Below are 22,381 nucleotides of genomic sequence, written 5' to 3' on the forward strand. Positions count from 1 at the left end.
ACACAACTGGTCCAGATAAGAATTCGATATCCGGCCGTGCCGAATCGCGACTGAGATTGCGAGGCGATGCCCAGGAACCTAGTGTGCGCAGCCGCACGATCAACGAAAGTCACCGATCCCAGATGCCGACATCCCCAAATATTCTCGCGCTGGGCGGCGCCCATATCGATCGGCGCGGCCAGGTTACCGGCACCTATGTGCCCGCGGCCTCCAACCCCGGCATCATGCGCGAGGATGTCGGCGGCGTCGTTTTCAACGCCCTGCGCTGCGTGGTCAAGCGTGGCGTCTCGGCATCGCTGATTTCGGTGCGCGGCGGCGACGCGGCGGCGGATACGGTCGCCTTGGCGATCGACAACGCCGGGATAACGGACCTTTCGGTGGTGTTCCTCGACCGCACGACGCCAAGCTACACGGCGCTGATCGACGCCGAGGGCGAGTTGATCGTCGGGCTGGCCGACATGGCGCTCTATGACCTCGCCTTCCCCAAGCAGATAAGGCGCTCCAAGGTGCGCGAGGCGATCGCCGCCGCCGACGCCATCCTGTGCGACGCCAACCTGCCGACGGCGGCGCTGGAGCGCCTGGTGGCACTCTCCGGCGGCCGGCCGGTCTTCGCCATCGCCGTCTCGCCGGCCAAGGTCGTTCGCCTGATGCCGCTGCTCGGCGATCTGTCGTTGCTGTTCATGAACCGACGCGAAGCGGCCGCGCTGGTCGGCGCCGAGCCATTGGGAGAAAGCATCGTCCACAGGCTCAGGCAGGCTGGCCTTGACGCCGGCGTCGTTACGGCCGGCAGCGCTTCGGTTCTGGCCTTCGACGACACCGGCATCTTCGAAGTCGATCCGCCCACGCCGCGAAAGGTTGCCGACGTGACCGGCGCCGGCGACGCCCTGACCGGCGCGACGGTCGCCGCCTTGTTGCGCGGCCTGCCGCTGCGCGCCGCGCTGCGCGAAGGTCTTGCCGCGGCAATGCTGGCGATCGAGAGCCCCGAGGCCGTGCCGTCCTTCACGAACGCCAACTTCACGCAAGCGCTCGCCCTTGTGCCGGAGGCGCGGGAGGTGGCATAGGGCCACCAACGGAGCAATTCCTTCGGATCGGAGACAGAAATGACGCCGGATACCGCCCGCCCCTTCGTCGACATCCATCCGCCCGTGGCGGACGCGCTTGCCGCCGGCCGGCCCGTGGTGGCGCTGGAAAGCACCATCATCACCCACGGCATGCCCTACCCCGACAACGGCGCCATGGCGGCCAAGGTCGAGCAGATCATCGCCAATGCCGGCGCCGTGCCGGCGACGATCGCCGTGGTCAATGGCCGTATCAAGATCGGCCTGTCCGACGGCGAGCGCGAATCCCTCGCCATGACCGGCGACGCCATGAAGCTGTCGCGCGCCGATATCGGCTTTGCAGTGGCGCAAGGGCGCACCGGCGGCACCACGGTTGCGGCCACGATGATCACCGCGCACATGGCCGGCATAAAAGTCTTCGCCACCGGCGGCATCGGCGGCGTCCACAAGGGCGCCGAGAAAAGCTTCGACATCTCGGCCGACCTCGACGAATTGGCGCGCACGCCGGTCATCGTCGTCTCGGCCGGCGCCAAGGCGATCCTGGACATCGCAAAGACGCTGGAAGTGCTGGAGACGCGCGGCGTGCCAGTCATCGGCCATCGCAGCGAGACCATGCCGGCCTTCTGGTCCAGGCAGTCGCCGTTCCGCGCGCCGCTGACGCTCCATTCAGCCGAAGAGATCGCGCATTTCCACCGCACGCGCCAGGCGCTTGGCCTGGGCGGCGGCATTCTGGTCGCCAACCCGGTACCACAGAGTGACGAGATCCCGACCGCCGAGATGGACGGCTACATCCAAGCCGCGCAGAAGGCCGCCGAGGCTCTCAACGTCACGGGCAAGGCGGTGACACCGTTCCTGCTTTCGAAGATCCTGGAACTGACCGGCGGCCGCAGCCTCAAGACCAACATCGCGCTGGTCGAGAACAATGCGCGGCTGGCCGCGGAAATTGCCAAGGCGCTATAGGGTTATTTGCCCGCCCGTCGTCCCGCTTCATAGGCGCGCCGCGCCCAGATCGCCATCTCGTCTGGATCGTCGAAGGCCTGGTCGGGAATGCTCCAATAGGGCATCGCCACCTCCTTGCCGTGCCTCGAGCCGGTATAGGTCCACTGGCTGCAGCCGGCGGCCCTGAAATCGGGAATGCTCTCCTCGTCCGCCTTCAGCATCAACTCGCCGCGCACGACGACGGCGACGATGACGCCATCGCAATAGATACCCTTGCCGCCGAACAGTTTTCTAATGCTGATCGGGCCAAGGTTGTCGAACAGTTCTTCAAGGCGCGCGTCGTCCATGCAGCATCATCTCACCCGGCATGGACCTTGTCATTCCCGCAACCAAGAGCATGCTGACAAGTTGAGGTCCGAAGATGGAGTATCCGCCATGCCTGTCCTGCTCAAAGGCTCCTGCCGCTGCGGCGCCGTCGCCTTCGAAGTCGAAAGCCACACGCCGGTGCCGTTCATGCTCTGCTACTGCTCGATCTGCCGCAAGCAGCAGGGCGGCGGCGGTTTCGCCATCAATCTCGGCGCCGTCTACGAGACCATGAACATCAGGGGCAAGCGCAACCTCGGCGTCTACTGCGCCAAGATCGAGGATGACGAGCGTCCGCGTTGCGAGGTCTCGACCGGAGAGCGCAATTTCTGCAGGAAATGCGGCTCGGCGCTTTGGCTCTACGACCCGACCTGGCCGGACCTCGTCCATCCCTTCGCCTCGGCCATCGACAGCGACCTGCCGAAGCCTCCGGAAAGGGTGCATCTGATGCTGAAATACAAGGCGAACTGGGTCGAGCCGGTGATCGGCAAGAAGGACAAGGTGTTCGACGTCTATCCAGAAGAGTCGATCGCCGACTGGCACAAGCGGACAGCGATGTGGGTGGATTAGCTCTCTTCTCCCCGCTCACGGAGAAGATGCCGGCAGGCAGATGAGGGGCAGCGCCAGCCGCTCAAACCTTCGCACTTACCCCTCATCCGGCCCTTCGGGCCACCTTCTCCCGTAAACGGGACAAAGGAAGGGGTCAGGCCGAGGCGCGTGCCTCGGCAAGCGCCTTCAAGTCCGCCGGCTTCAACTCGACCGACTCGCCGCAGCCGCAGGCCGAGCTCTGGTTCGGATTCTTGAAGGTGAAGCCAGTGCGCAGCGTCGTCTGCTCGAAGTCCATCTCGGTGCCAAACAGGAAGAGCGCCGCCTCCGGCGCAACATAGACGTGCGCGCCGTCGCGCTCGATGTGATCATCCTTGGGATTGGGCTCGGTCACCAGGTCGACCGTGTACTCCATGCCAGCGCAGCCGCCCTTCTTGATGCCGAGGCGGATGCCATGTGCGTTGTCGCGGGTGGCCACGATCTCGCGCACCCGGTCGGCGGCCTTTTCGGTCATCGTGATGACGGCAAAGCGTCCCATGTCATTCTCCGCATTCGCGCAGGTTCAAGGCCTGCGGACTGAGTCTGCCTTTAAGATGGTGAAGTTTCACCTGGCGCGCAAGTCAAGCTCAATACCAGCCTACCGCGACCTGCGCCTCTTCCGACATCCGATCGGGCGTCCACGGCGGATCGAAGGTCATCTTGACCTCGACGCCTGACACGCCCTCGACGGCGCCCACGGCGTTCTCGACCCAGCCCGGCATTTCGCCGGCCACGGGGCAGCCGGGCGCGGTCAAGGTCATGTCGATCTTGACGGTCCGGTCGTCCTCGATGTCGATCTTGTAGACGAGGCCAAGCTCGTAGATGTCGGCCGGGATTTCCGGATCGTAGACCGTCTTCAGCGCCGAGACGATGTCGTCGGTCAGCCGTGCCAACTCGTCGGCGGGGATGGCCGAGGCCGAGACAATGCCATTGCCGGCCGTTTCCGGCGCGGTGTCTGTGGTGGTGCTCACATCGTCCATTGTCGTCACCCGAAGAATTTCCGCGCCTTTTCCAGCGCCTCGGCCAAAGCGTCGACTTCGGCCCTCGTATTATACATGCCGAACGATGCCCTGCATGTGGAAGTGACGCCGAAGCGTTTCAACAGCGGCTGAGCGCAATGGGTGCCCGCGCGCACCGCCACGCCCTGCCGGTCGATCACCATCGACACGTCATGCGCATGGATACCCTGCAATTCGAACGAGACGATGGCGCCCTTGCCTGGCGCGTCGCCGAAGATGCGCAGCGAGTTGATGGCGCGCAGCCGCTCATGCGCGTAGGTCTTGAGGTCCGCCTCGTGCGCGGCGATACGCTCACGGCCCACTCTGTCCATATAGTCCAACGCCGCGCCCAGCCCAATCGCCTGCACGATCGGCGGCGTGCCGGCCTCGAAGCGATGCGGCGGATCGTTGTAGGTGACGATGTCTTCCGTCACCTCCTCGATCATTTCGCCGCCGCCCATGAACGGCCGCATCTCTTCCAGCCTGTCCTTCTTGCCGTAGAGCACGCCGATGCCCGACGGCCCGTAGACCTTGTGGCCGGTGAAGACGAAGAAATCGCAGTCGAGGTCCTGCACGTCGATCGGCATGTGCACGGCGCTCTGGCTGCCGTCGACGAGCACGGGAATTCCACGCGCATGCGCGATGCGCACGATTTCCTTGATCGGCGTCACAGTGCCCAGCGCGTTCGACATCTGGGTGATGGCGACGAGCTTGGTGCGGTCGGTCAGACGCTTCTCGAATTCCTCGATGTGGAAGGCGCCGAGATCGTCGACCGGCACCCAGACCAGCTTGGCGCCCTGACGCTCGCGGATGAAGTGCCATGGCACGATGTTGGAATGATGCTCCATGATCGAGAGCACGATCTCGTCGCCCTCGCCGATCCGCGGCATGCCCCAGCCATAAGCGACCGTGTTGATCGCCGAGGTGGTGTTGGAGGTGAAGACGATGTTGTCGGTGCTCGGCGCATTGAGAAAGCGGCGCACCGCCTCACGCGCCTTCTCATAGGCATCCGTCGCGGCGTTCGACAGGAAATGCAGCCCGCGATGCACGTTGGCGTATTCCTGCGAATAGGCGTGCTGGATGGTGTCGAGCACCACCTGCGGCTTCTGCGCCGAAGCTCCATTGTCGAGATAGACCAGCGGCTTGCCGTAGACCTGGCGCGACAGGATCGGGAAGTCGCGGCGGATCGCCTCGACATCATAGGGAGTGGTTTCGATCTTCTGGTCCATTTCCAAGTCCTTGCCGGCCAAGGCCTCACTCCGTCCAACACCCCTCATCCGTCTCGGCGCTGTGCGCCGATCCACCTTCTCCCACAAGGGGAGAAGGAAGAGCGCTACCCGTGCGTCGAAAACCAGCCGTCGAGCCGCGCTTCCAGCGCCTCGACCAGCGCCTCGTCGTCCAGTTCCTCGATTACCTCGGCGACGAAAGCCTTCACCAGAAGGCCCCGCGCCGCTTTCTCGTCGATGCCGCGCGCCATCAGGTAGAACAGATGGTTGTGGTCGATCTCCGTGACCGTGGCGCCGTGGCCGCAAACGACGTCGTCGGCGAAGATTTCCAATTCCGGCTTGGTCGAGAACTCGCCATCGTCCGACAGGAGCAGCGTGTTGCAGGCCATCTTGGCGTTGGTCTTCTGTGCATATTGATGCACGTTGATGCGGCCCTGGAAGACGCCGCGCGCCTTGCCGGTCACGACATTGCGGATCACTTCGCTCGAGGTCGTGTGCGGCACCGCATGGTCGAGCACCATGGTGGTGTCGGTATGCGTATCGCCGGCCAGAAGGTTGATGCCACGCAATTTGAAATCGGCGCCCTCGCCGGTCGTCCTGACGACGACCTCCTGGCGCACTAGCTTGCCGCCGGCATTCATCACGAACAGAGTCAGCTTAGCGTCCTTGCCGATATGCGCCTTGAACTGGGCGAGATGCGTGGCCGTGTCCGGCTGCTCCTGAACGATCAGCCAGGTCACCTCCGCGCCGTCCCCGACCACGAGCTGGCTGACCGAAGAGACCAGCGCCTCGTCGCCCTCGCCCGTCTGTCGCTCGACGATCACCGCCTTGGCGCCGGCTCCCACGCGCGCCAAGAGCCGCACATGCGACTGGCCGCCAGCCTGCAGGTTCTGCAGTTCGATCGGCTTTTCCAGCTCGGCGCCGTCGGCGATGTCGACGAAATAGCCGTCGGCGACAAAGGCGGTGTTGAGCGCGCCGATCGCGTCGTCGTCGCCATAGGGATCGAGCCCGGGCGCGACGCTACCGTCGGTGAGCTTCTCCGACAGGCGCTGCACGGTGACGCCGTCGATCTCCGGCAGCTTCGTCTGCGATACTCCGTTCAGCACCGGCAGCACTGTGGAGCCTTCGAGAACCGGCGCAAGTGCCTTGGCGACGGCGCCGGCCTCAAACGCCGGCACCTTGGTCAGCAATCGGCGCAGATCCGTATAGTGCCAGGATTCGACGCGGCGCGTCGGCAGGCCGTGCTTGATCGCCTCGATCGCGTCGTCGCGCTTCACCATCACCGCGCCGTCGCCGGGCAGCTGCGACAGCCGCTCGCCGAAGGCATCGATCAGCGCCGTCTCGGCCAATGTCCTTTGGGGCTGTGCATGCATGTTCATGGCTCTTGCCTCGACTGCCATCTCACGCCGCTTCGCCGATCACGCCGGCATAGCCGTTGGCCTCGAGATCGAGCGCCAGCGACTTGTCGCCGGACTTGATGACCTGGCCCTTGTAGAGCACGTGCACGCTGTCGGGCACGATGTGCTCCAGCAGGCGCTGGTAGTGGGTGATGACGATGATGGCGCGGTCGGGCGAACGCAGCGCGTTGACGCCGTCCGAGACGATCTTCAGCGCGTCGATATCGAGGCCGGAATCGGTCTCGTCCAGCACGCAAAGCTTCGGCTCGAGCAGCTTCATCTGCAGGATCTCGGCGCGCTTCTTCTCGCCGCCCGAGAAGCCGACATTGAGCGGACGCTTCAGCATGTTGATGTCCATGCTGAGCGAGGCGGCCGCTTCCTTCACGCGCTTCAGGAACTCCGGCACCTTCAGCGGTTCCTCGCCGCGCGCCTTGCGCTGCTCGTTCATCGCCACTTTGAGGAATTCCATGGTCGCCACGCCCGGTATTTCCATCGGATACTGGAAGGCGAGGAAGATGCCCGCCGTTGCGCGCTCGGCCGGGTCCATCTCCAGGATCGACTGGCCGTTATAGAGGATGTCGCCCTCGGTCACCTCATAGTCCTCGCGGCCGGCGAGGATGTAGGACAACGTCGACTTGCCCGAACCGTTCGGACCCATGATGGCTGCGACCTCGCCGTCTTTCACGGTCAGGTTCAGGCCGCGGATGATCTCGGTGCCGTCATCGACGATGCGGGCATGGAGGTTCTTGATCTCAAGCATTTCTATTTTGTCCTATGCGTAGCCGTCTGCTCGGCTAAACCTGGTTTAACAACTGCTTCAGGGCTTCCAGAAGCCCATGCCAAAAGCCAGCCGGCGAGTAGGTCGCGATGAGCAAAGCAACGCCGACTGCGGCCAAACACAACGTCAGCTCCAAAGCCACATACCAACGGTGCATCCAATCCTGCAGATAGACATGCTTTTCCGCGGATTCGCGCTTGGGCGACTTTGTCACCCCACACTCCCCTCGAGACTGATACCGATCAGCTTCTGCGCCTCGACGGCGAACTCCATCGGCAGTTGTTGGATGACATCCTTGACGAAGCCGTTGACGATCAGCGCGATCGCCTCTTCCTCGGGAATGCCGCGCTGCATGACATAGAACTTCTGGTCTTCGGAGATCTTCGACGTCGTCGCTTCGTGCTCGAACTTCGCCGTCGCGTTCTTGGCCTCCATGTAGGGCACGGTGTGCGCGCCGCACTGGTCGCCGATCAGCAGCGAGTCGCAATTGGTGAAGTTGCGCGCGTTGGCGGCCTTGCGATGCGCCGAGACCTGGCCGCGATAGGTGTTCTGCGAGAAGCCCGCTGCGATGCCCTTGGAGATGATGCGGCTCGACGTGTTCTTGCCGAGATGGATCATCTTGGTGCCGCTATCGACCTGCTGGTAGCCGTTCGACACCGCGATCGAATAGAACTCGCCCGAGGAATCGTCGCCCCGCAGGATGCAGCTCGGATATTTCCAGGTGATGGCCGAACCGGTCTCGACCTGCGTCCACGAGATCTTCGAGCGATCGCCGCGGCAGTCGCCGCGCTTGGTGACGAAGTTGTAGATGCCGCCCTTGCCCTCGGCGTCGCCCGGATACCAGTTTTGCACCGTCGAATATTTTATCTCGGCATCGTCGAGCGCGATCAGTTCGACCACCGCCGCATGCAATTGGTTCTCGTCGCGCTGCGGCGCCGTGCAACCTTCGAGATAGGAGACATATGCCCCCTCCTCGGCGATGATCAGCGTGCGCTCGAACTGGCCGGTATTCTTCTCGTTGATACGGAAATAGGTCGACAACTCCATAGGGCAGCGAACGCCCTTGGGCACGAAGACGAACGAACCGTCGGTGAACACCGCCGAATTCAGCGTCGCGTAGAAATTGTCCGAGGTCGGCACGACCGTGCCCAGATACTTCTTCACCAGCTCCGGATGCTCGCGGATCGCCTCCGAGATCGAGCAGAAGATGACGCCCGCCTTGGCGAGTTCTTCCTTGAAGGTGGTGACCACCGAAACGGAATCGAACACGGCGTCGACCGCTACCCGGCCGGACTTGTAGACGTTGTCGCCGACCTCTTCCTCTTCCGCGTCAGCCGCGCCGGCCTTCTGCACGCCGGCCAGGATCTCCTGTTCCTTCAGCGGGATGCCGAGCTTTTCATAGACCTTGAGCAGTTCCGGATCAACCTCGCTCAGCGACTTCGGCCCCGGCGTGCTTTTCGGCGCGGCGTAATAGTAAAGGTCCTGGAAGTCGATCTTCGGATAGTGGACGCGCGCCCAGGTCGGCTCTTCCAGCGTCAGCCAGCGGCGATAGGCCTCCAGACGCCATTCCAGCATCCAGTCCGGCTCATCCTTCTTGGCCGAGATGAAGCGAATGATGTCTTCGCTCAGGCCCTTGGGGGCCTTGTCCATCTCGATCTCTGTCTGGAACCCGTATTTATACTGGTCGACGTCGATCTTTCGGACTCGATCGATCGTCTCCTGCACAGCAGGCATAAGCGTTCTCCATCCACGCCGGGGTCAAGGCCCGGCAGTTTTCAAACTATGGCACCGCTGTAATCGCACCCGACCGGGGCGCGCAGCGGAGTAAGCTCCATATAGTGCGTATCCGCCGGAAATTCACCCGGCCAGGACAAAACGCACGGCTCTACCAGGCCGAAAGGCCTGATTCATTTCCGAGCAGCGGAAATCCGGGAGCTGCCAGGCATCTCCCGCTCCACTGCCCCGCCGCCCTCAGGCAGCCTCTTCCTTGCCCGCGCGGCGAGCGACGATGCCCGCCAGTGCTGCCCGGAAGGCCTCGATATCCCCGGCGCCTGTCGCGCGTCCGATCGAAACGCGCAAGGCGCCAAGGCTGTCGCCGCGGCCCATTGCCTTGAGCACATGGCTTGGCCCGACCTTTCCGGACGAGCAAGCCGAGCCCGCCGACAGCGCGATGCCGGCAAGATCGAAAGCGATCTGCGCCGTCTCGGCCTTGATGCCGGGAATAGCGAAGAATGTCGTATTGGCAAGCCTTGGCGACGCCGCTCCAAAGATTTCCGCATCGGCAGCGAGGTTGCGCACGATCGCCTCGACCTCGTCGCGCCGGCGCGCAACTGCATCCATGTCCCCGAGACCGGCCAGCGCGGCGCGCGCGGCGGCGCCGAAACCGGCGATTCCGGGGACGTTCTCCGTGCCGGCGCGGTGGCCCTTCTCCTGGCCGCCGCCATTGATCAGCGGCCGCGGCATCATCAGGTCCGACGCGGCGACGATCGCGCCGACGCCCTTCGGCCCGCCGATCTTATGCGAGGAAAGGATCAGGTAGTCCGCATAAGGGACTGACATGTCGATCGGAATACGCCCCGCCGCCTGCACGGCGTCGATCACCAGCACCCCGCCAGCGGCCTTGACGATTTCGGCGATACGCGCGACCGGCTGCACGACGCCGGTCTCATTGTTGGCGGCATGGATCGCCACCAGAGGCAGGCCGGCGGCCTTGTCATGCGCGGCAAGCGCGGCGGAAAGCGCCTCGAGGTCGGCAATGCCGTTCCGGTCGACGCCGATCCTCGTCATCTGTGCAGCCGCAAAGTGCCCACCATTGAGGATACAGGGATGGTCGGCCGCCGAGACGTAGAGGTGGCTCATGCGGATGGCGCCGCGTCCCATCCGCCAATCGGGTCCAAGCAGCGTCGAGGCGGCTTCGGTGGCGCCGGAGGTGAAAACGACATGCTCTGGCCTGGCGCCAACCAACCGCGCCACGTCGCGGCGCGCGTCCTCGACCAGACGGCGCGAGGCGCGCCCTTCCGCATGGACCGACGACGGGTTGGCGGCATCGAGCGCGGCGACCATCGCCGCCCGCGCTTCCGCAACAAGTGGCGCGCTGGCGTTATAGTCGAGATAGGCGCGGGCTGCGGCCATTTTCGCTCAGTTCGTCCTTCTGCCAACTATCCCGCGAGGATAGCGCGTTATTTCCTTGAAATTGCAAGGCAAGCCGTCCTATTTACCCGGCTTGCGGCGCGGGTGACCGAACCATCGGGTTTCGGCCTCCCAGTTTTGAACAATTCTAAACTAGCTTCTAGGAAGACGCTTGCCCGGCGTCAAGGCCACAGAAGGTTTGGGGCCGCAGGAGAACTAGAACCGAAGCAGTTCCGGGTTAGCGCACTCATTTGCCACGTGGAGTATTTTATGCCTGAGGTCATTTTCGCTGGTCCGGCTGGTCGCTTGGAGGGACGTTATCAGCCCTCGAAGGAAAAGAGCGCCCCGATCGCCATCGTGCTGCATCCGCACCCGCAATTCGGCGGCACGATGAACAACAAGATCGTCTACGACCTCTTCTACATGTTCCAGAAGCGCGACTTCACCACGCTGCGCTTCAATTTCCGAGGTATCGGCCGCAGCCAGGGCGAATTCGACCATGGCACCGGCGAATTGTCCGATGCCGCCGCCGCGCTCGACTGGGTGCAGTCGCTGCATCCGGACTCCAAGAGCTGCTGGGTCGCCGGCTATTCCTTCGGCTCGTGGATAGGCATGCAGCTTCTGATGCGCCGGCCGGAGATCGAGGGCTTCATCTCGGTTGCGCCGCAGCCCAACACCTATGATTTTTCATTCCTGGCACCCTGCCCGTCATCCGGCCTGATCATCCATGGCGACGCCGACAAGGTGGCGCCGCCCAAGGACGTGCAGGGTCTGGTCGACAAGCTGCATACGCAGAAGGGTATCACCATCACCCAGAAGACTATTCCCGGCGCCAACCACTTCTTCGCCAACGATGCCGAATTGCTCATCCAGGAATGTGCGGATTATCTCGATCGGCGCCTGGCCGGCGAGCTCGCTGATCCGAGGCCGAAGCGGCTGCGCTAGCTACGAAAGACTGCCAGCCCAGGCATTGGAGTCTGGGTTCGGTCAGCTGGCCCTGACTGGGCCCGCCGTTGAAATCCTGCCTCTTGGCTCAATGGACCATCCCAGCCGGAATGTCCGCTTGCGCACCGGAAGCTTCGCGCCTGTCTGACCGAAGATGAAACCCAGCCGGGCAAACACCAGCCCAGACATAACCGCGAAAGCCAATCCAAGGCCGAAGCCCGCGACCGTGTCGCTCGGATAATGCGCGCCGACGAAGACGCGTGTCGAGGCAATGCAGGCGGTGACCGCCAGCGTGATGTACCAGCGCCTGGGGAACAGCAACAGCAGAATGCCAAAGACCGCGCCCATTGTCGTGGCGTGGCCGGACGGAAAGCCGGCGAAACGCGCGTCCATGGCGAAAGGATGCAGCGACAGGACGCCGAAACTGTCGAAATAGAGCGGCCGCGCCCGGCCGATGCCGTATTTCAGGAGGTTGACCGCCAGACCGGACAGCCCGGCGGAGCAGAGCACCAGGAACGCGAAACAGGTCCAGTTGTAGACGATCATCCGGCCATGCCTGGACAGGCCGCGCCAATCCGTCAGATTGGCGGCAACGAGGCAGAGCGCAGCCGGAATGAGGTACCATCCGCCAAGGCCGAACTGGGTGAAGAAATCGGTGAAGCGCACAAAGCCTGGGGACCATTCGCCGCGCAACTCACCCGCACCGGTGTCGAGGCACAGGAAGATCGCCACAGTCAGAAGCACCCAGGCCATGAGCCAGGCGCTCCACAAAATTCTCGGATAGCGCGCCGGGCGCACGGCGAAGCGCCGCTTCACGATCGACATCGTGTCGCGGAAATTGCCGAGCGAGCGGCGGTAAAGGGCAAGGGGCGCGATAGACATGGCTTTGGCGCAAGACCTATAGGGGCATTCGATGGCCGACGCTATTGTTCACGGAGCCACCCGGTAAAGACCTAGCGCTAGCTTGTCTCCTGACGAATAGTTGATGCCGTCGATCTCGGTCAGCCGCTTCGCCGACTTGCCCTGGGCAGCCAGCACATCGGTGAGCTTCTGCTCATCCTTGACCGGCACCAGGCCGAGAGCACAGGACGGATCGGCGAGCAGATGCCGGGCCACGCCCTGGACGTCGGTGAGCACGGTCTTGGTGCCGACCAGGAAGACCAGGCTCGGCTCCTGGAACTTCGCGGAAGCGAGCACCGTGGTGTCGCAAAGACGGTTGGCGTCGACCGCGGCCTTGACCGCGGGGCTGAGCCAGATCGGCTTCAGCGACGGCGCGATGACGCCGAACAGAAGACTGAAGGTGATACCGGCGCCGACGGCGATCGCGGCGATGCGGCCAAGCGGTATCTGCAACTGGCGCGGAAAAGCGAGATAGCCGGTGACCAGAGCTGCGACAGCCGCCGGTATGCTCCACCAGGAGAAGGCCTTGGTTAGGTAAAGCGGCGCGCCGACGCAGACCACGGTAAGGCCGATCGCCACCACGGCAAGGCCGAAGGCGGTTGCCCACCACAGCCAAGTCTGCCAGCGCTTCAGCGGCGCATTGGCCTGGTCCGCCGGCAAGGTCAGCAGCCAGCCTATCAAAAGCGCCACGCCCGGATAGGCCGGCATCACATAGTGCGGCAGCTTGGTCGGGATCGCCTCGAACACCAGCCAGAAGGGGATATACCAGGCCAGGCAGAAGCGCAGGCGGGGATCGTCCCAAAAGCGGTTGATCGCCTGCAGTCCAGCGCCGACCGCGATCAGCCCGAAAGGCCACATGAACAACGAATAGGTCAGCATGTAGAAGCCGGGCGGCAGGCCGTGCGATTCCTCGCCTTGCGCCACCTTGCTCAGCATGTCCTTGCCGAGCGCTTCCTGGAAGAAGGCGCCGCCGCTCTTCCAGGTAATGAGAATGAGCCAGGGCAGCACGATCACCAACACGATGCCGACGCCGCGCACCAGCTTCATCTTGAGGAGCCAGCGCCAGTCGCGGTCGAAGGCAAAGAGCGCCGCGGCGGTAAGCAGCGACAACAGCGGCGACACCGGTCCCTTGATGAGAATGCCCAGCCCCTGCGCGATCCAGAAGATCCAGGGCAGATGCCCGGGAACCGGCTCGTTGCGCTTTGCCGCCATATAGACCTGAGCCAACGCGCCCTGCGCCATCACGCAGCAGGCGAGAAGCATGGCGTCGGTCTTGGCGTCGCGCCCCTCGAAGGCGGTTGCGAAGATCGCCGCCATCATCAGGCCGGCGGCCAGCCCTGCATTGGCGCCGAAAAGGTTCGTCCCGGTCCAGCAGATTCCGACGACGGCGAGCGCGATACCCAGCGTGGAGACCAGGCGATAGATCCAGATCGGCGCCGCGGCCCCCTTGCCGCTCATCGCGACGGCCGCGGACTGCAGCCAATAGATGCCGATCGGCTTCTTGTAGCGCGTGACGTCCTGCAGGCGGATGTCGACATAGTCGCCCGTCTCGACCATCTGCTTGGTCGCCTGAACGAAGCGGGACTCATCGCGGTCGACCGGCGGCAGGCTGGCCAGACCGCTGACGGTCATGACGATACTGAACAGAAAGAGGAGGAAGTAGTTCCTGTTCATCGCGGGAGCTTTTCCGATCTGAAACTGCGGGATGGCCCCGTCGCGGCGCGCCTATCCTTGCGCGGCGCTTCATTACGCCAGCAAAAAGGGTGAGGCAAGGACGGCGCCATCACGGCGCTCGGACGCAAAACCGGAAACCACTTTTGCTGATCGAGGTCTTTCGTTTGGCGGGCGATCGGACGCAAAACCGGAAACCACTTTTGCTGATCGCGATCTTTCGTTCGGCGGGCGATCGGACGCAAAACCGGAAACCACTTTTGCTGATCGCCCGCGGATGCTAAACGCGCGCCTTCATAACAAGCATGGCCAAATGGCCGGCGATCTCCAGGAAGAAAAAATGTCCGCCTTCAAATCCGATTTCCTGCGCATCATGAGCGAGCGCGGCTTCATCCACCAGATCTCGGACGAATCCGGCCTCGACAAGCTTTTCGCCACGGAAACGGTGAGCGCCTATATCGGTTTCGACGCGACGGCAAAGAGCCTGCATGCCGGGTCGCTGATCCAGATCATGATGCTGCACTGGCTGCAGCAGACCGGCCACCGGCCGATCGCGCTGATGGGCGGCGGCACCACGATGATCGGCGACCCGTCGTTCAAGGACGAAGCGCGCAAGCTGCTGACGCCGCAGGACATCGAAGACAATCTGGTCGGCATCCGCCGCAATTTCGCGTCCTACCTCAAATTCGGCACCGGCCCGGGCGACGCGATCATGATCAACAATGCCGACTGGCTGATGCAGATCAACTACGTCAATTTCCTGCGCGATGTCGGCCGGCATTTCTCGGTCAACCGCATGCTGGCCTTCGATTCGGTCAAGCTCAGGCTCGACCGTGAGCAGTCGCTCTCCTTCCTCGAATTCAACTACATGATCCTGCAGGCCTATGATTTCGTCGAACTCTACAAGCGCCTTGGCTGTCGCCTGCAGATGGGTGGCTCGGACCAGTGGGGCAACATCGTCAACGGCATCGACCTCGGCCACCGCATGGAGGGCGTGCAGCTCTTCGCCATGACCACGCCGCTGCTCACCACCTCGTCCGGCGCCAAGATGGGCAAGTCCGCCTCGGGCGCGGTCTGGCTCGATGGCGACATGCTCTCGCCATACGAGTTCTGGCAATACTGGCGCAACACCGAGGACGCCGATGTCGGCCGCTTCCTGAAGCTCTACACGACGCTGCCGCTGGACGAAGTCGCGCGCCTGGAGAAGCTCGGCGGTTCGGAGATCAACGAGGCGAAGAAAATCCTCGCCACCGAGATCACCGCCATGCTGCACGGACGCGAAGCGGCTGAGACGGCGAGCGAGACGGCGCGCAAGACCTTTGAGGAAGGCGCGCTCGCCGACACGCTGCCCAGCATCGAGGTGGCCAAGTCAGACCTAGACGCCGGGATCGGCATCCTGGCGCTGTTCGTCACCGCCGGGCTGGCCGGCTCGAACGGCGAGGCGCGCCGGCATATCCAGGGCGGCGCCGTGCGCATCAACGACCAGCCGCTGACCGACGACCGGCGCGTCGTCACGCTCCAGGACCTCGGCCCCGAGGGCGTGGTGAAGCTCTCGCTCGGCAAGAAGAAGCACGTGCTGGTGCGGCCTGTCTGATCGGCCGCGGGCACCTTGACCGCAGTCTTTCACGAAAACCGGAAGCCGTCTTTCGGGATCATTGCTAACGGTACTCGAAGATCGAGCGGAATATCCCGGGCGCGACGACGGACAATGGGTTGACGTTGAGGGTCGGCTTGTTAGCGTTGCCGCGCAGCCGATAGGTGACGCCGATCAGGCCGCGGTCGCGCCCGTTGCCGAGCAGCGGCCCGAACAGCGGCAATTCGCCGAAGATGCGGTTCAGCCCGTAGACCGGCATGAAGGTGCCGGTCATGTCCATGTTGTTGTTGGGATCGTAGAGCGTTCCCTGGAAGGTCGTGCCGATGCGCGGGCCGCGCAGCAGGCCGTTCGCCAGTTTCAGGTAGCCCGAACCCTTGTCGATCTCGGCGAAGCCGCGTTCGAACTGCACCCTGGAAGTATCGATGTTGCCCTTGACGGCCTCGTTCAGGCTGCGTGTGTCGCCGGCCGGCGTCGTCGACACGATCGAGGCCAGCTTGGGTTCATTGACCACATAGAAATTTCTGGCATCCACCTGCCCCTTCATCGGCCCGTCGGCGGCGCCGGAAAGCGACAGCGTGATCGCGCCGCCTTCCATATGCTCGTAGACGTTGAGGAAACGCAGGATCGCGCCGGCGTCGGCCGATTTCACCCGGAGCACGCGTCCGCCTTCGCTGGTGGTGTTGGCGATCGTGATCGCGGCACCCGAGCTTGCCGCGGCAGTGACGTTGAGCCCGTTCACGCGCGATCCGGCGGCGCTGTATTCGAGCTTGAGGTTGGAAAGCACCTCGTCGTGAAAACCGGTCAGCGACGCCACATCGGCGCTCACCGAGATGGCATCGCTGCCGGCGCCCTTCGTTGCGGTGTCGACATCGGTGGTGAACTGCTTGATCAGCGAGCGGGCGTCGAGCGAAGCGCCGCTGACGTCGACAGCGTAGCTCTTGCCGGCGCGTTTGACCGAGACCGCGACGTCGTCGCCTCTGTTCAACGCAACCTTGCTGAAACGGAGCGCCGACAACGAACCGTTGACCAGCGTCACATTGCCGTCGATCGAGAAGCTTTTTCCCTCGAGAACGAAGTTCGTCAATGTGGTGGTGCTGCCGGTCTTCGCCATGTCGAAAGTGACCTTGGCGGGAATGCCGGCGCCCTTGCTCCAGCCTGCCCAGGGAATATCGAGCCTGGCGCCGGTCAGGTCAGCGGAGACCTGCTGAGCGCCTTCGCCGCTCTTGTCGATCGCCACCTTGATGGTTCCCGAAAGAAGATCCGACAGGCCTGGCATGCTGGCGTTGCGCGTCTTGTCGTCGAGTACCAGCGTAACCTTGCGGCTGCGCGCCGGCCCGTCGTCTGCGAGCGGCTCGACCAGATCGAGCTCGGCCGGAATGCCGTTGAGCCTGGCCTCGGCGGAAATCACCGCCTGCTTTGGTCCGACGGTGATCGAGCCATTGGCGTCGCTCACCGTCTGGTCCTCGAAAGGTTTGGCCAGCGACAGGTCCCGATAATCGAGTGAAACCAGCCAGTCGAGCGTCGAAGTGTCCATGCCCCTTGTCAGCGGAATGTCTGCCCTGACGTGGCCGCTGACGTTGCCAGACAGGTCTTCGGGCGCCAGTCCCACATGACGCATGGCATTGATCGGTTCGTAGGAGGCAAGCTCGGCGATCGCCGGCGCCTCGCCCGCGACGTCGATGTCGAGCCCGCCGACCACGATCGGTCGGTTCGCGTTCTTGATCGTCAGCGTGCCACCGCTTGCCGCAACCGTGCGGCCGCTCGGCATATAGACGCTGCCCGAGGAGAGGCTGATGTCGACGTCATTGCCGTGGAACGCAACCACGCCGACGGCGTCTCGAACCGGAGGGATGCGCCCGGCGGTATCGAAGCGCGATCCCTCTATCTGGAAGCGGCCGAACACTTCGTTGCCGGCAAGCGGCACGCCATCGCCAAGGCGCCCCGGCGCGACCTGAAACTGCAGATTGGCATCGGTCACCGTGCCGCCGAAAAGATTGCCCAGCACCCAGAGCCGCGCGTTTCGGGCCGAGAACCATGGCCACAATTGCTTGACGTGCGAGACTGGCATGTCGTGAACATTGAGCGACAGCGAAATGCCGGGAGAGCCGTCGTCGATGAAGGAGAGAGCGGCCGCGCCCAGCACTTCGCCCGATCCTCCGGACCGGACGCCGATCTGCTCGGCGACGAGCTTGCGGCTTTTCGGCTGATAGACCCCGGCGACACGCGCCACGAACTGAAGCGCCGGCTCCGGCGATTCCGAAGGCGCCAGCGTCGAGCCGTCGCTGGTGAGGTCGTATCGGTACGCAGGCTCCTCCCCCGCGACAGCCGGCTTCGGCCCGATCGATCCGGCAAAATCGAAGCTGGAGCGGCCGTTCCTGATCCGCAGCCGGTCGACCGAAACCTTGTTGGAGCCGGTCACCAAACTGGCGGTGGCGTCGGCGTCGACAGGCAGCAGGCCGCGTTCGTCCAGATCGAGCACCGAGCCGGTGAGCGACAGCGAGATCGCCAGGCGCGAAGGGCTGTCGCCCGACGCTTCCGAGCCCGAGAGCTTCAACGCTACCGAGCCCACCCTGGCGCCATCGGCCGCGGGGTCACCGTCGGTCGAACTGCCTTCGCCGGAGCTTCCTGCGCCTTCCAGCTCGAGTTCGGCGTTCAGAGATGCGATCCGCCTTGCCGTTGCATCGCGGGTCGCTGTCGCGTTCAAGGTCGCGTGCCGGCCATCGACATCGGCATCGTAGGAGAACTGCATGCGCCCAACGCCGGTCTGTGCGACGGTTGCCGAGCCCACGGTCACACGCTTGACGGGTCCGGTGTCGGGCAATTCGAACTCGACATTGCGCAACTCGATCTGGCGTATCGAATCCTCGCGCACGGCATCCAGCGCCTCGTTGACGCTTGCGAACACCGCCGCCGACACTTTGTCCGGGTCGACAAGGCCGTTCTCGTTGCGCAGCGCCGCCGTCCAGTCGCCTCCGCCGGAGGGCATTGCGGCCACCATGATCCGGGCATTGGAAAATCTGGCGCTGGTCAGCCGGAGATCGCCCGAAAGCAGCGGCAGCAGGCGCATGCCGAAACGCACACGACCGATATCGGCCATCGGCTTGCCGTCGGCCGTCTTGAGGCTGACTTCGTTCACCTGCAGGGCGACGAAGCTCGATCCGTCGAGCGTGAGCCGCGCCGCGCCGACGGTGACGCTGACATCGACGCCGGCCAGCCTCTCGATCGCCGCCTCCGCCTCGGCCCGGAGCCGTTCCGTGCCGATGCCCGATGCACCGAGCACATAAACGCCCGCCGCCGCCAGAAGCAAGAACGCGCAGAGCCCGGCAAATACCCGACCGAGCATGCGGAACCGCCGCCGGACGGCGGCCCGGCCGAGCGGCGGAACGCTGCACGCGGACGGAAGCTTCGCCAGGTCGGTGATTTCGTCACGCCTGAACCTGATCTTCTCGTGCTGCGGTTCTTCCTGATCCAAGCAGTATCCCGTTGTGACGAACTCGTCGTGGACGAATCCCGCTTCACGTTATATCGATGATTTCCCACGCGTAACCGCAAACAAGGGCATCGATATGGCTGATCTCGACGTTGGCGACGTTGCGCCGCAATTCGATCTTCCGCGAGACGGCGGCGGCTCCCTCAGCCTCGCCGCGTTCCTGGGCAAGCCCATTGTACTCTACTTCTACCCGCAGGACGACACCACAAGTTGCACCAGCGAGGCGATCAACTTCTCGCAGTTGAAGCCGGAATTCGAAAAAGCCGGCGCTGTTGTGATCGGGCTGTCCCCCGATAGCGTGAAGAAACACGACAAATTCAAGGCGAAGCACGACCTCACTGTCGACCTCGTCGCCGACGAGGAGCACAAGGTTATCGAGGCCTATCATTTGTGGGTAGAGAAGACGATGTACGGGCGCAAATACATGGGCGTCGAGCGCGCTACCTTCCTGATCGGCAAGGACGGTCGCATAGTCCGCGTCTGGCGCAAGGTTCGCGTCAAGGGCCATGCCGAAGAGGTGCTTGAGGCCGTCCGCGCGCTCTGACGCGCCGAAGCTGTTTCGCCACAACCGGCACCCGGGCACGGGATGGGCCGCGATTGCGGCCGGCAAAACTTTGTTAACCCTAATAATGTGTAATCAGGCTCATCGTTGGTCCCGTAACGAAAGCTTGGTCCCCGTGAAACCAACCGGTCAGTCAGCTGTCTTCGGCAGACGCAAGGAACCGCACACGGTCATCATCGCCCGGGGCAACGAGATAAGACATTTCACCATCCGCCCCTGGCTCGCCGCCTTCATCGGCTCGGCCCTGTCGGCGATCGCCATCGGCTACCTGCTCGCCACCTCCTATCTTGTTCTGCGCGACGACCTGATCGGCGCGACAGCGGCGAGGCAGGCGCGCATGCAGCAGGCCTACGAGGACCGCATCTCGGCCCTTCGCGCGCAGGTGGACCGCATCACCAGCCGCCAGCTTCTCGATCAGCAATTGATGGAGACCAAGGTCAGCGAGCTGCTCGCCAGGCAGACCCAGCTCAGCGAGCGCCATGGACGGCTCGGTCCGATCCTCGAGCGCGCCGAGAACGAGGTCGGTGACATGCCCGCGGCAACGCCCAAGCCGGAGATAACGGGCAGCCTTTCGCGGACGCCGACCTATTCCGTCGCGTCCTTGAGCGCCGGCGACACAAGGCCCTTCTCGCTTTGGTCGACTAGGTCCGATCCGCTCGAAGGCGAAACGGCCGCCGATCGGGCCGACAAGCTGTTCGTGTCGATCAACGCGTCGCTGAAAGCGATCGAGAATCAACAGCTTTCACGCATCTCCACGCTTGCCGACAGCGCCTACAAGAATGCGGATGCCATCGCGCAGGCGCTGGAGGCGGCGGGCCTGCCGGTCGACAGCGAGTTCGGCAAGAGCGATGTCGGCGGTCCGCTTGTGCCGCTTGACCCCTCGACGATTTTCGACAGCAAGGTCAAGGAATTGGATGAAGCGCTCGATGCGCTCGACGAGGTTAAGAAGGAAGCGCGCAAGCTGCCGCTCACAAACCCTGCCCCTGGCCATGCCGTGACCAGTCCGTTCGGTGTGCGAACCGACCCGCTCCTCGGCACCGCCGCCCTGCACACCGGCATGGATTTCAGGGCCCCGATCGGCATGCCAGCCAAGGTCACCGCGGCTGGTGTCGTCACCAGGGCCGGTTGGGCCGGCGGCTACGGCCGCATGGTCGAAGTCGACCATGGCAATGGCTTTGCGACGCGTTACGGGCATCTGAGCGAGATCGATGTAAACGTCGGCCAGAAGCTCGCCGCCGGCGACGTCATCGGCAAGACCGGCAGCAGCGGCCGCTCGACCGGTCCGCACCTTCACTACGAAGTGCGCCACGACGGCGAGGCGGTCGACCCGCTGCGCTTCCTCACCGTCGGCAAGAAGGTGGCGCAGTACCTTTGAGCGGCTGATCCAATAACGGCCCCCGCCTTTTACCCTGTTATTTCATTGCGCGACGGGATCAGCCTTTTGGCGGTTCTCGCCAAAGCTGTCCTTGACACGGGAGGGACCGCGCGCCGGGGAGCAAGGCATTCATCTCGCATTCAACAGCTTCGCTGTAGGGTGTGGGGCGAAATCAAAACGGGAGACGAGTCATGTCAAAAAAACCTTTCCTGGTCCGGATGGCGCTGGCGGCCATCTGCCTCGTCGGCGTGGCCGCGACGGCCACCGCCCTTTTCCCCACCACAGCTTCGGCCCAGCAGCTGCAGCGCTGCGCGGACGAAGGCGGCTTATGCCGCCTGCCCTATCCGGCCGAGGTGGTATATGGCGCGCGGGGTCAGATGACATCCCGCTTCTTCGACCGCCCTGCCATACCCTGCTCGAACCGCGTCTTCGGCGATCCGGCGCCCGGCCGCGAAAAGGCCTGCTATATCGTGAGGCGCGGTGGCCAAGACTACGGCGACAACGACTACGGTGACGATTATGGCTCGCGTCCGGATCGCGGTGGATGGGTTGCCTGCGCCAAGGAAAAGGATTTCTGCGATTTCCGGGGCCGCAAGCTGGTCCGCTACGGCGCGCGCGGGCAATATACGCAGGGCGTCTTCAGGAACGGCCTTCGCTGCGACAACAAGACCTTTGGCGAGGATCCCGCTCCGGGCGCCCGCAAGCGCTGCTACGTCAGGCAGTAGCGGCCTAAACACGGCCCTCGACAAGGTGGCGGCCCCGCAAGGGCCGCTGCCGCTCTGAACAGCCGTAACACGCGTCGAAACGCCGGCGAGCCGAATTTCCGATTGATCCTGTCAAGGAATAATGGCGCGAGTGACGGGGCTCGAACCCGCGACCTCCGGCGTGACAGGCCGGCACTCTAACCGACTGAGCTACACCCGCGCACTGACGAGCACGTGTCAGGCGTGTTCGTCGTTGGGGCGGTGGATAAGGGGTTCGTTTGCGGGTGTCAAGCGCGGCATTCAAGCATAACAACAAACAGGAGAAGGTTTTTTGACAGCGGCGCTGAAGCTGGGGAAATCCGGACCACGGGTGTGCGCGTCGTCTGTTCATTTGGCCTTGCGAATGCGGCCCTAACTGCTTAAAGGTCCGCGCTCAGGCGGGCGATTAGCTCAGTTGGTAGAGCGCTTCGTTTACACCGAAGATGTCGGCGGTTCGAGCCCGTCATCGCCCACCAGTCCGCCGACAAGGCGCAACGACGATGCTGGAGCTGAACGGCAGGATCCGGTGGCGCAGCCCTGAAAATTACTCGCCCAGGACAATCCCGGAAGCGATAATCTGGGCCGTCAGTTCGGTGAGCTTCCGGCGTTTCATCAGAGTCGGCTTTTC

The 22,381-nt window shown here is 63.7% G+C and carries 20 protein-coding genes and 2 tRNA genes; 9 read left to right on the forward strand and 13 right to left on the reverse strand.

Annotated elements, in window-relative coordinates:
- The first annotated feature begins 122 nt into the window (after positions 1–122).
- Together ACR64R_RS10095 and ACR64R_RS10100 are read left to right on the forward strand one after the other, a co-directional pair.
- Positions 123–1,061: a carbohydrate kinase family protein gene (locus tag ACR64R_RS10095; protein ID WP_487361491.1), complete on the forward strand. Its 939-nt coding sequence runs from the start codon at positions 123–125 to the stop codon at positions 1,059–1,061.
- 39 nt (positions 1,062–1,100) lie between these two features.
- The gene (locus ACR64R_RS10100; protein ID WP_487361492.1) at positions 1,101–2,018 is read left to right on the forward strand and encodes a pseudouridine-5'-phosphate glycosidase; all 918 of its coding nucleotides are present in this window, start codon (positions 1,101–1,103) and stop codon (positions 2,016–2,018) included.
- A 2-nt stretch (positions 2,019–2,020) separates the two neighbouring features.
- On the opposite strand, the gene ACR64R_RS10105 is transcribed toward ACR64R_RS10100, so the two are convergent.
- The gene (locus ACR64R_RS10105) at positions 2,021–2,344 is read right to left on the reverse strand and encodes a TfoX/Sxy family protein (RefSeq protein ID WP_487361493.1); all 324 of its coding nucleotides are present in this window, start codon (positions 2,342–2,344) and stop codon (positions 2,021–2,023) included.
- Positions 2,345–2,432: 88 nt separating this feature from the next.
- Between ACR64R_RS10105 and ACR64R_RS10110 the strand changes: the two genes are divergently transcribed.
- Positions 2,433–2,930 carry a GFA family protein gene (locus ACR64R_RS10110; protein WP_487361494.1) on the forward strand — a complete coding sequence of 166 codons (498 nt, stop codon included), beginning with the start codon at positions 2,433–2,435 and terminating at the stop codon, positions 2,928–2,930.
- A gap of 133 nt (positions 2,931–3,063) precedes the next feature.
- Here ACR64R_RS10110 and sufA read toward each other — a convergent pair whose 3' ends face one another.
- The 8 genes from sufA to ACR64R_RS10150 all read right to left on the reverse strand — a co-directional run bounded on the left by sufA (position 3,064) and on the right by ACR64R_RS10150 (position 10,476).
- On the reverse strand, positions 3,064–3,444 hold the full coding sequence (sufA, locus tag ACR64R_RS10115; protein WP_487361495.1) for a Fe-S cluster assembly scaffold SufA: 381 nt from the start codon (positions 3,442–3,444) through the stop codon (positions 3,064–3,066).
- Between the two features lie 88 nt (positions 3,445–3,532).
- On the reverse strand, positions 3,533–3,925 hold the full coding sequence (locus tag ACR64R_RS10120; protein ID WP_487361496.1) for an SUF system Fe-S cluster assembly protein: 393 nt from the start codon (positions 3,923–3,925) through the stop codon (positions 3,533–3,535).
- Positions 3,926–3,930: 5 nt separating this feature from the next.
- Complete coding sequence (locus ACR64R_RS10125) at positions 3,931–5,172, reverse strand: cysteine desulfurase (protein WP_487361497.1); 1,242 nt, start codon at positions 5,170–5,172, stop codon at positions 3,931–3,933.
- 104 nt (positions 5,173–5,276) lie between these two features.
- Positions 5,277–6,548: a Fe-S cluster assembly protein SufD gene (gene sufD, locus ACR64R_RS10130; RefSeq protein WP_487361498.1), complete on the reverse strand. Its 1,272-nt coding sequence runs from the start codon at positions 6,546–6,548 to the stop codon at positions 5,277–5,279.
- A gap of 22 nt (positions 6,549–6,570) precedes the next feature.
- Positions 6,571–7,326, reverse strand: a complete 756-nt coding sequence (gene sufC, locus ACR64R_RS10135) for a Fe-S cluster assembly ATPase SufC (protein ID WP_487361499.1) — start codon at positions 7,324–7,326, stop codon at positions 6,571–6,573.
- Positions 7,327–7,360: 34 nt separating this feature from the next.
- On the reverse strand, positions 7,361–7,558 hold the full coding sequence (locus tag ACR64R_RS10140) for a hypothetical protein (protein WP_487361500.1): 198 nt from the start codon (positions 7,556–7,558) through the stop codon (positions 7,361–7,363).
- Positions 7,555–9,078: a Fe-S cluster assembly protein SufB gene (gene sufB, locus ACR64R_RS10145; RefSeq protein ID WP_487361501.1), complete on the reverse strand. Its 1,524-nt coding sequence runs from the start codon at positions 9,076–9,078 to the stop codon at positions 7,555–7,557. Before sufB ends, ACR64R_RS10140 begins: the two co-directional genes overlap by 4 nt.
- Before the next feature lie 237 nt (positions 9,079–9,315).
- Positions 9,316–10,476, reverse strand: coding sequence for a cysteine desulfurase family protein (locus tag ACR64R_RS10150; protein ID WP_487361502.1), 1,161 nt, complete (start codon positions 10,474–10,476; stop codon positions 9,316–9,318).
- Positions 10,477–10,743: 267 nt separating this feature from the next.
- On the opposite strand from ACR64R_RS10150, the gene ACR64R_RS10155 reads away from it, so the two are divergent.
- Entirely contained in the window at positions 10,744–11,418 is a 675-nt protein-coding gene (locus tag ACR64R_RS10155) for an alpha/beta hydrolase (RefSeq protein ID WP_320235596.1), read from the forward strand.
- Between the two features lie 42 nt (positions 11,419–11,460).
- On the opposite strand, the gene ACR64R_RS10160 is transcribed toward ACR64R_RS10155, so the two are convergent.
- Positions 11,461–12,300, reverse strand: a complete 840-nt coding sequence (locus ACR64R_RS10160) for a phosphatase PAP2 family protein (protein WP_487361503.1) — start codon at positions 12,298–12,300, stop codon at positions 11,461–11,463.
- A gap of 48 nt (positions 12,301–12,348) precedes the next feature.
- Positions 12,349–13,992 carry an ArnT family glycosyltransferase gene (locus ACR64R_RS10165; RefSeq protein ID WP_487361504.1) on the reverse strand — a complete coding sequence of 548 codons (1,644 nt, stop codon included), beginning with the start codon at positions 13,990–13,992 and terminating at the stop codon, positions 12,349–12,351.
- 337 nt (positions 13,993–14,329) lie between these two features.
- Between ACR64R_RS10165 and tyrS the strand changes: the two genes are divergently transcribed.
- Entirely contained in the window at positions 14,330–15,583 is a 1,254-nt protein-coding gene (gene tyrS / locus ACR64R_RS10170; protein WP_487361505.1) for a tyrosine--tRNA ligase, read from the forward strand.
- 64 nt (positions 15,584–15,647) lie between these two features.
- Here tyrS and ACR64R_RS10175 read toward each other — a convergent pair whose 3' ends face one another.
- Complete coding sequence (locus tag ACR64R_RS10175; protein ID WP_487361506.1) at positions 15,648–19,055, reverse strand: YhdP family protein; 3,408 nt, start codon at positions 19,053–19,055, stop codon at positions 15,648–15,650.
- Between the two features lie 94 nt (positions 19,056–19,149).
- Between ACR64R_RS10175 and ACR64R_RS10180 the strand changes: the two genes are divergently transcribed.
- The 3 genes from ACR64R_RS10180 to ACR64R_RS10190 all read left to right on the forward strand — a co-directional run bounded on the left by ACR64R_RS10180 (position 19,150) and on the right by ACR64R_RS10190 (position 21,735).
- Positions 19,150–19,617: a peroxiredoxin gene (locus ACR64R_RS10180; protein WP_487361507.1), complete on the forward strand. Its 468-nt coding sequence runs from the start codon at positions 19,150–19,152 to the stop codon at positions 19,615–19,617.
- A gap of 133 nt (positions 19,618–19,750) precedes the next feature.
- Positions 19,751–21,010: a M23 family metallopeptidase gene (locus tag ACR64R_RS10185; protein WP_487361508.1), complete on the forward strand. Its 1,260-nt coding sequence runs from the start codon at positions 19,751–19,753 to the stop codon at positions 21,008–21,010.
- 191 nt (positions 21,011–21,201) lie between these two features.
- Complete coding sequence (locus ACR64R_RS10190) at positions 21,202–21,735, forward strand: hypothetical protein (RefSeq protein WP_487361509.1); 534 nt, start codon at positions 21,202–21,204, stop codon at positions 21,733–21,735.
- A gap of 122 nt (positions 21,736–21,857) precedes the next feature.
- Here ACR64R_RS10190 and ACR64R_RS10195 read toward each other — a convergent pair.
- Positions 21,858–21,934: transfer RNA gene (locus ACR64R_RS10195), tRNA-Asp, on the reverse strand.
- A 219-nt stretch (positions 21,935–22,153) separates the two neighbouring features.
- Between ACR64R_RS10195 and ACR64R_RS10200 the strand changes: the two genes are divergently transcribed.
- Positions 22,154–22,229 (forward strand) — tRNA-Val (locus ACR64R_RS10200).
- Positions 22,230–22,381: the final 152 nt, after the last annotated feature.

Source organism: Mesorhizobium sp. MC2-1-1, from assembly GCF_057597255.1.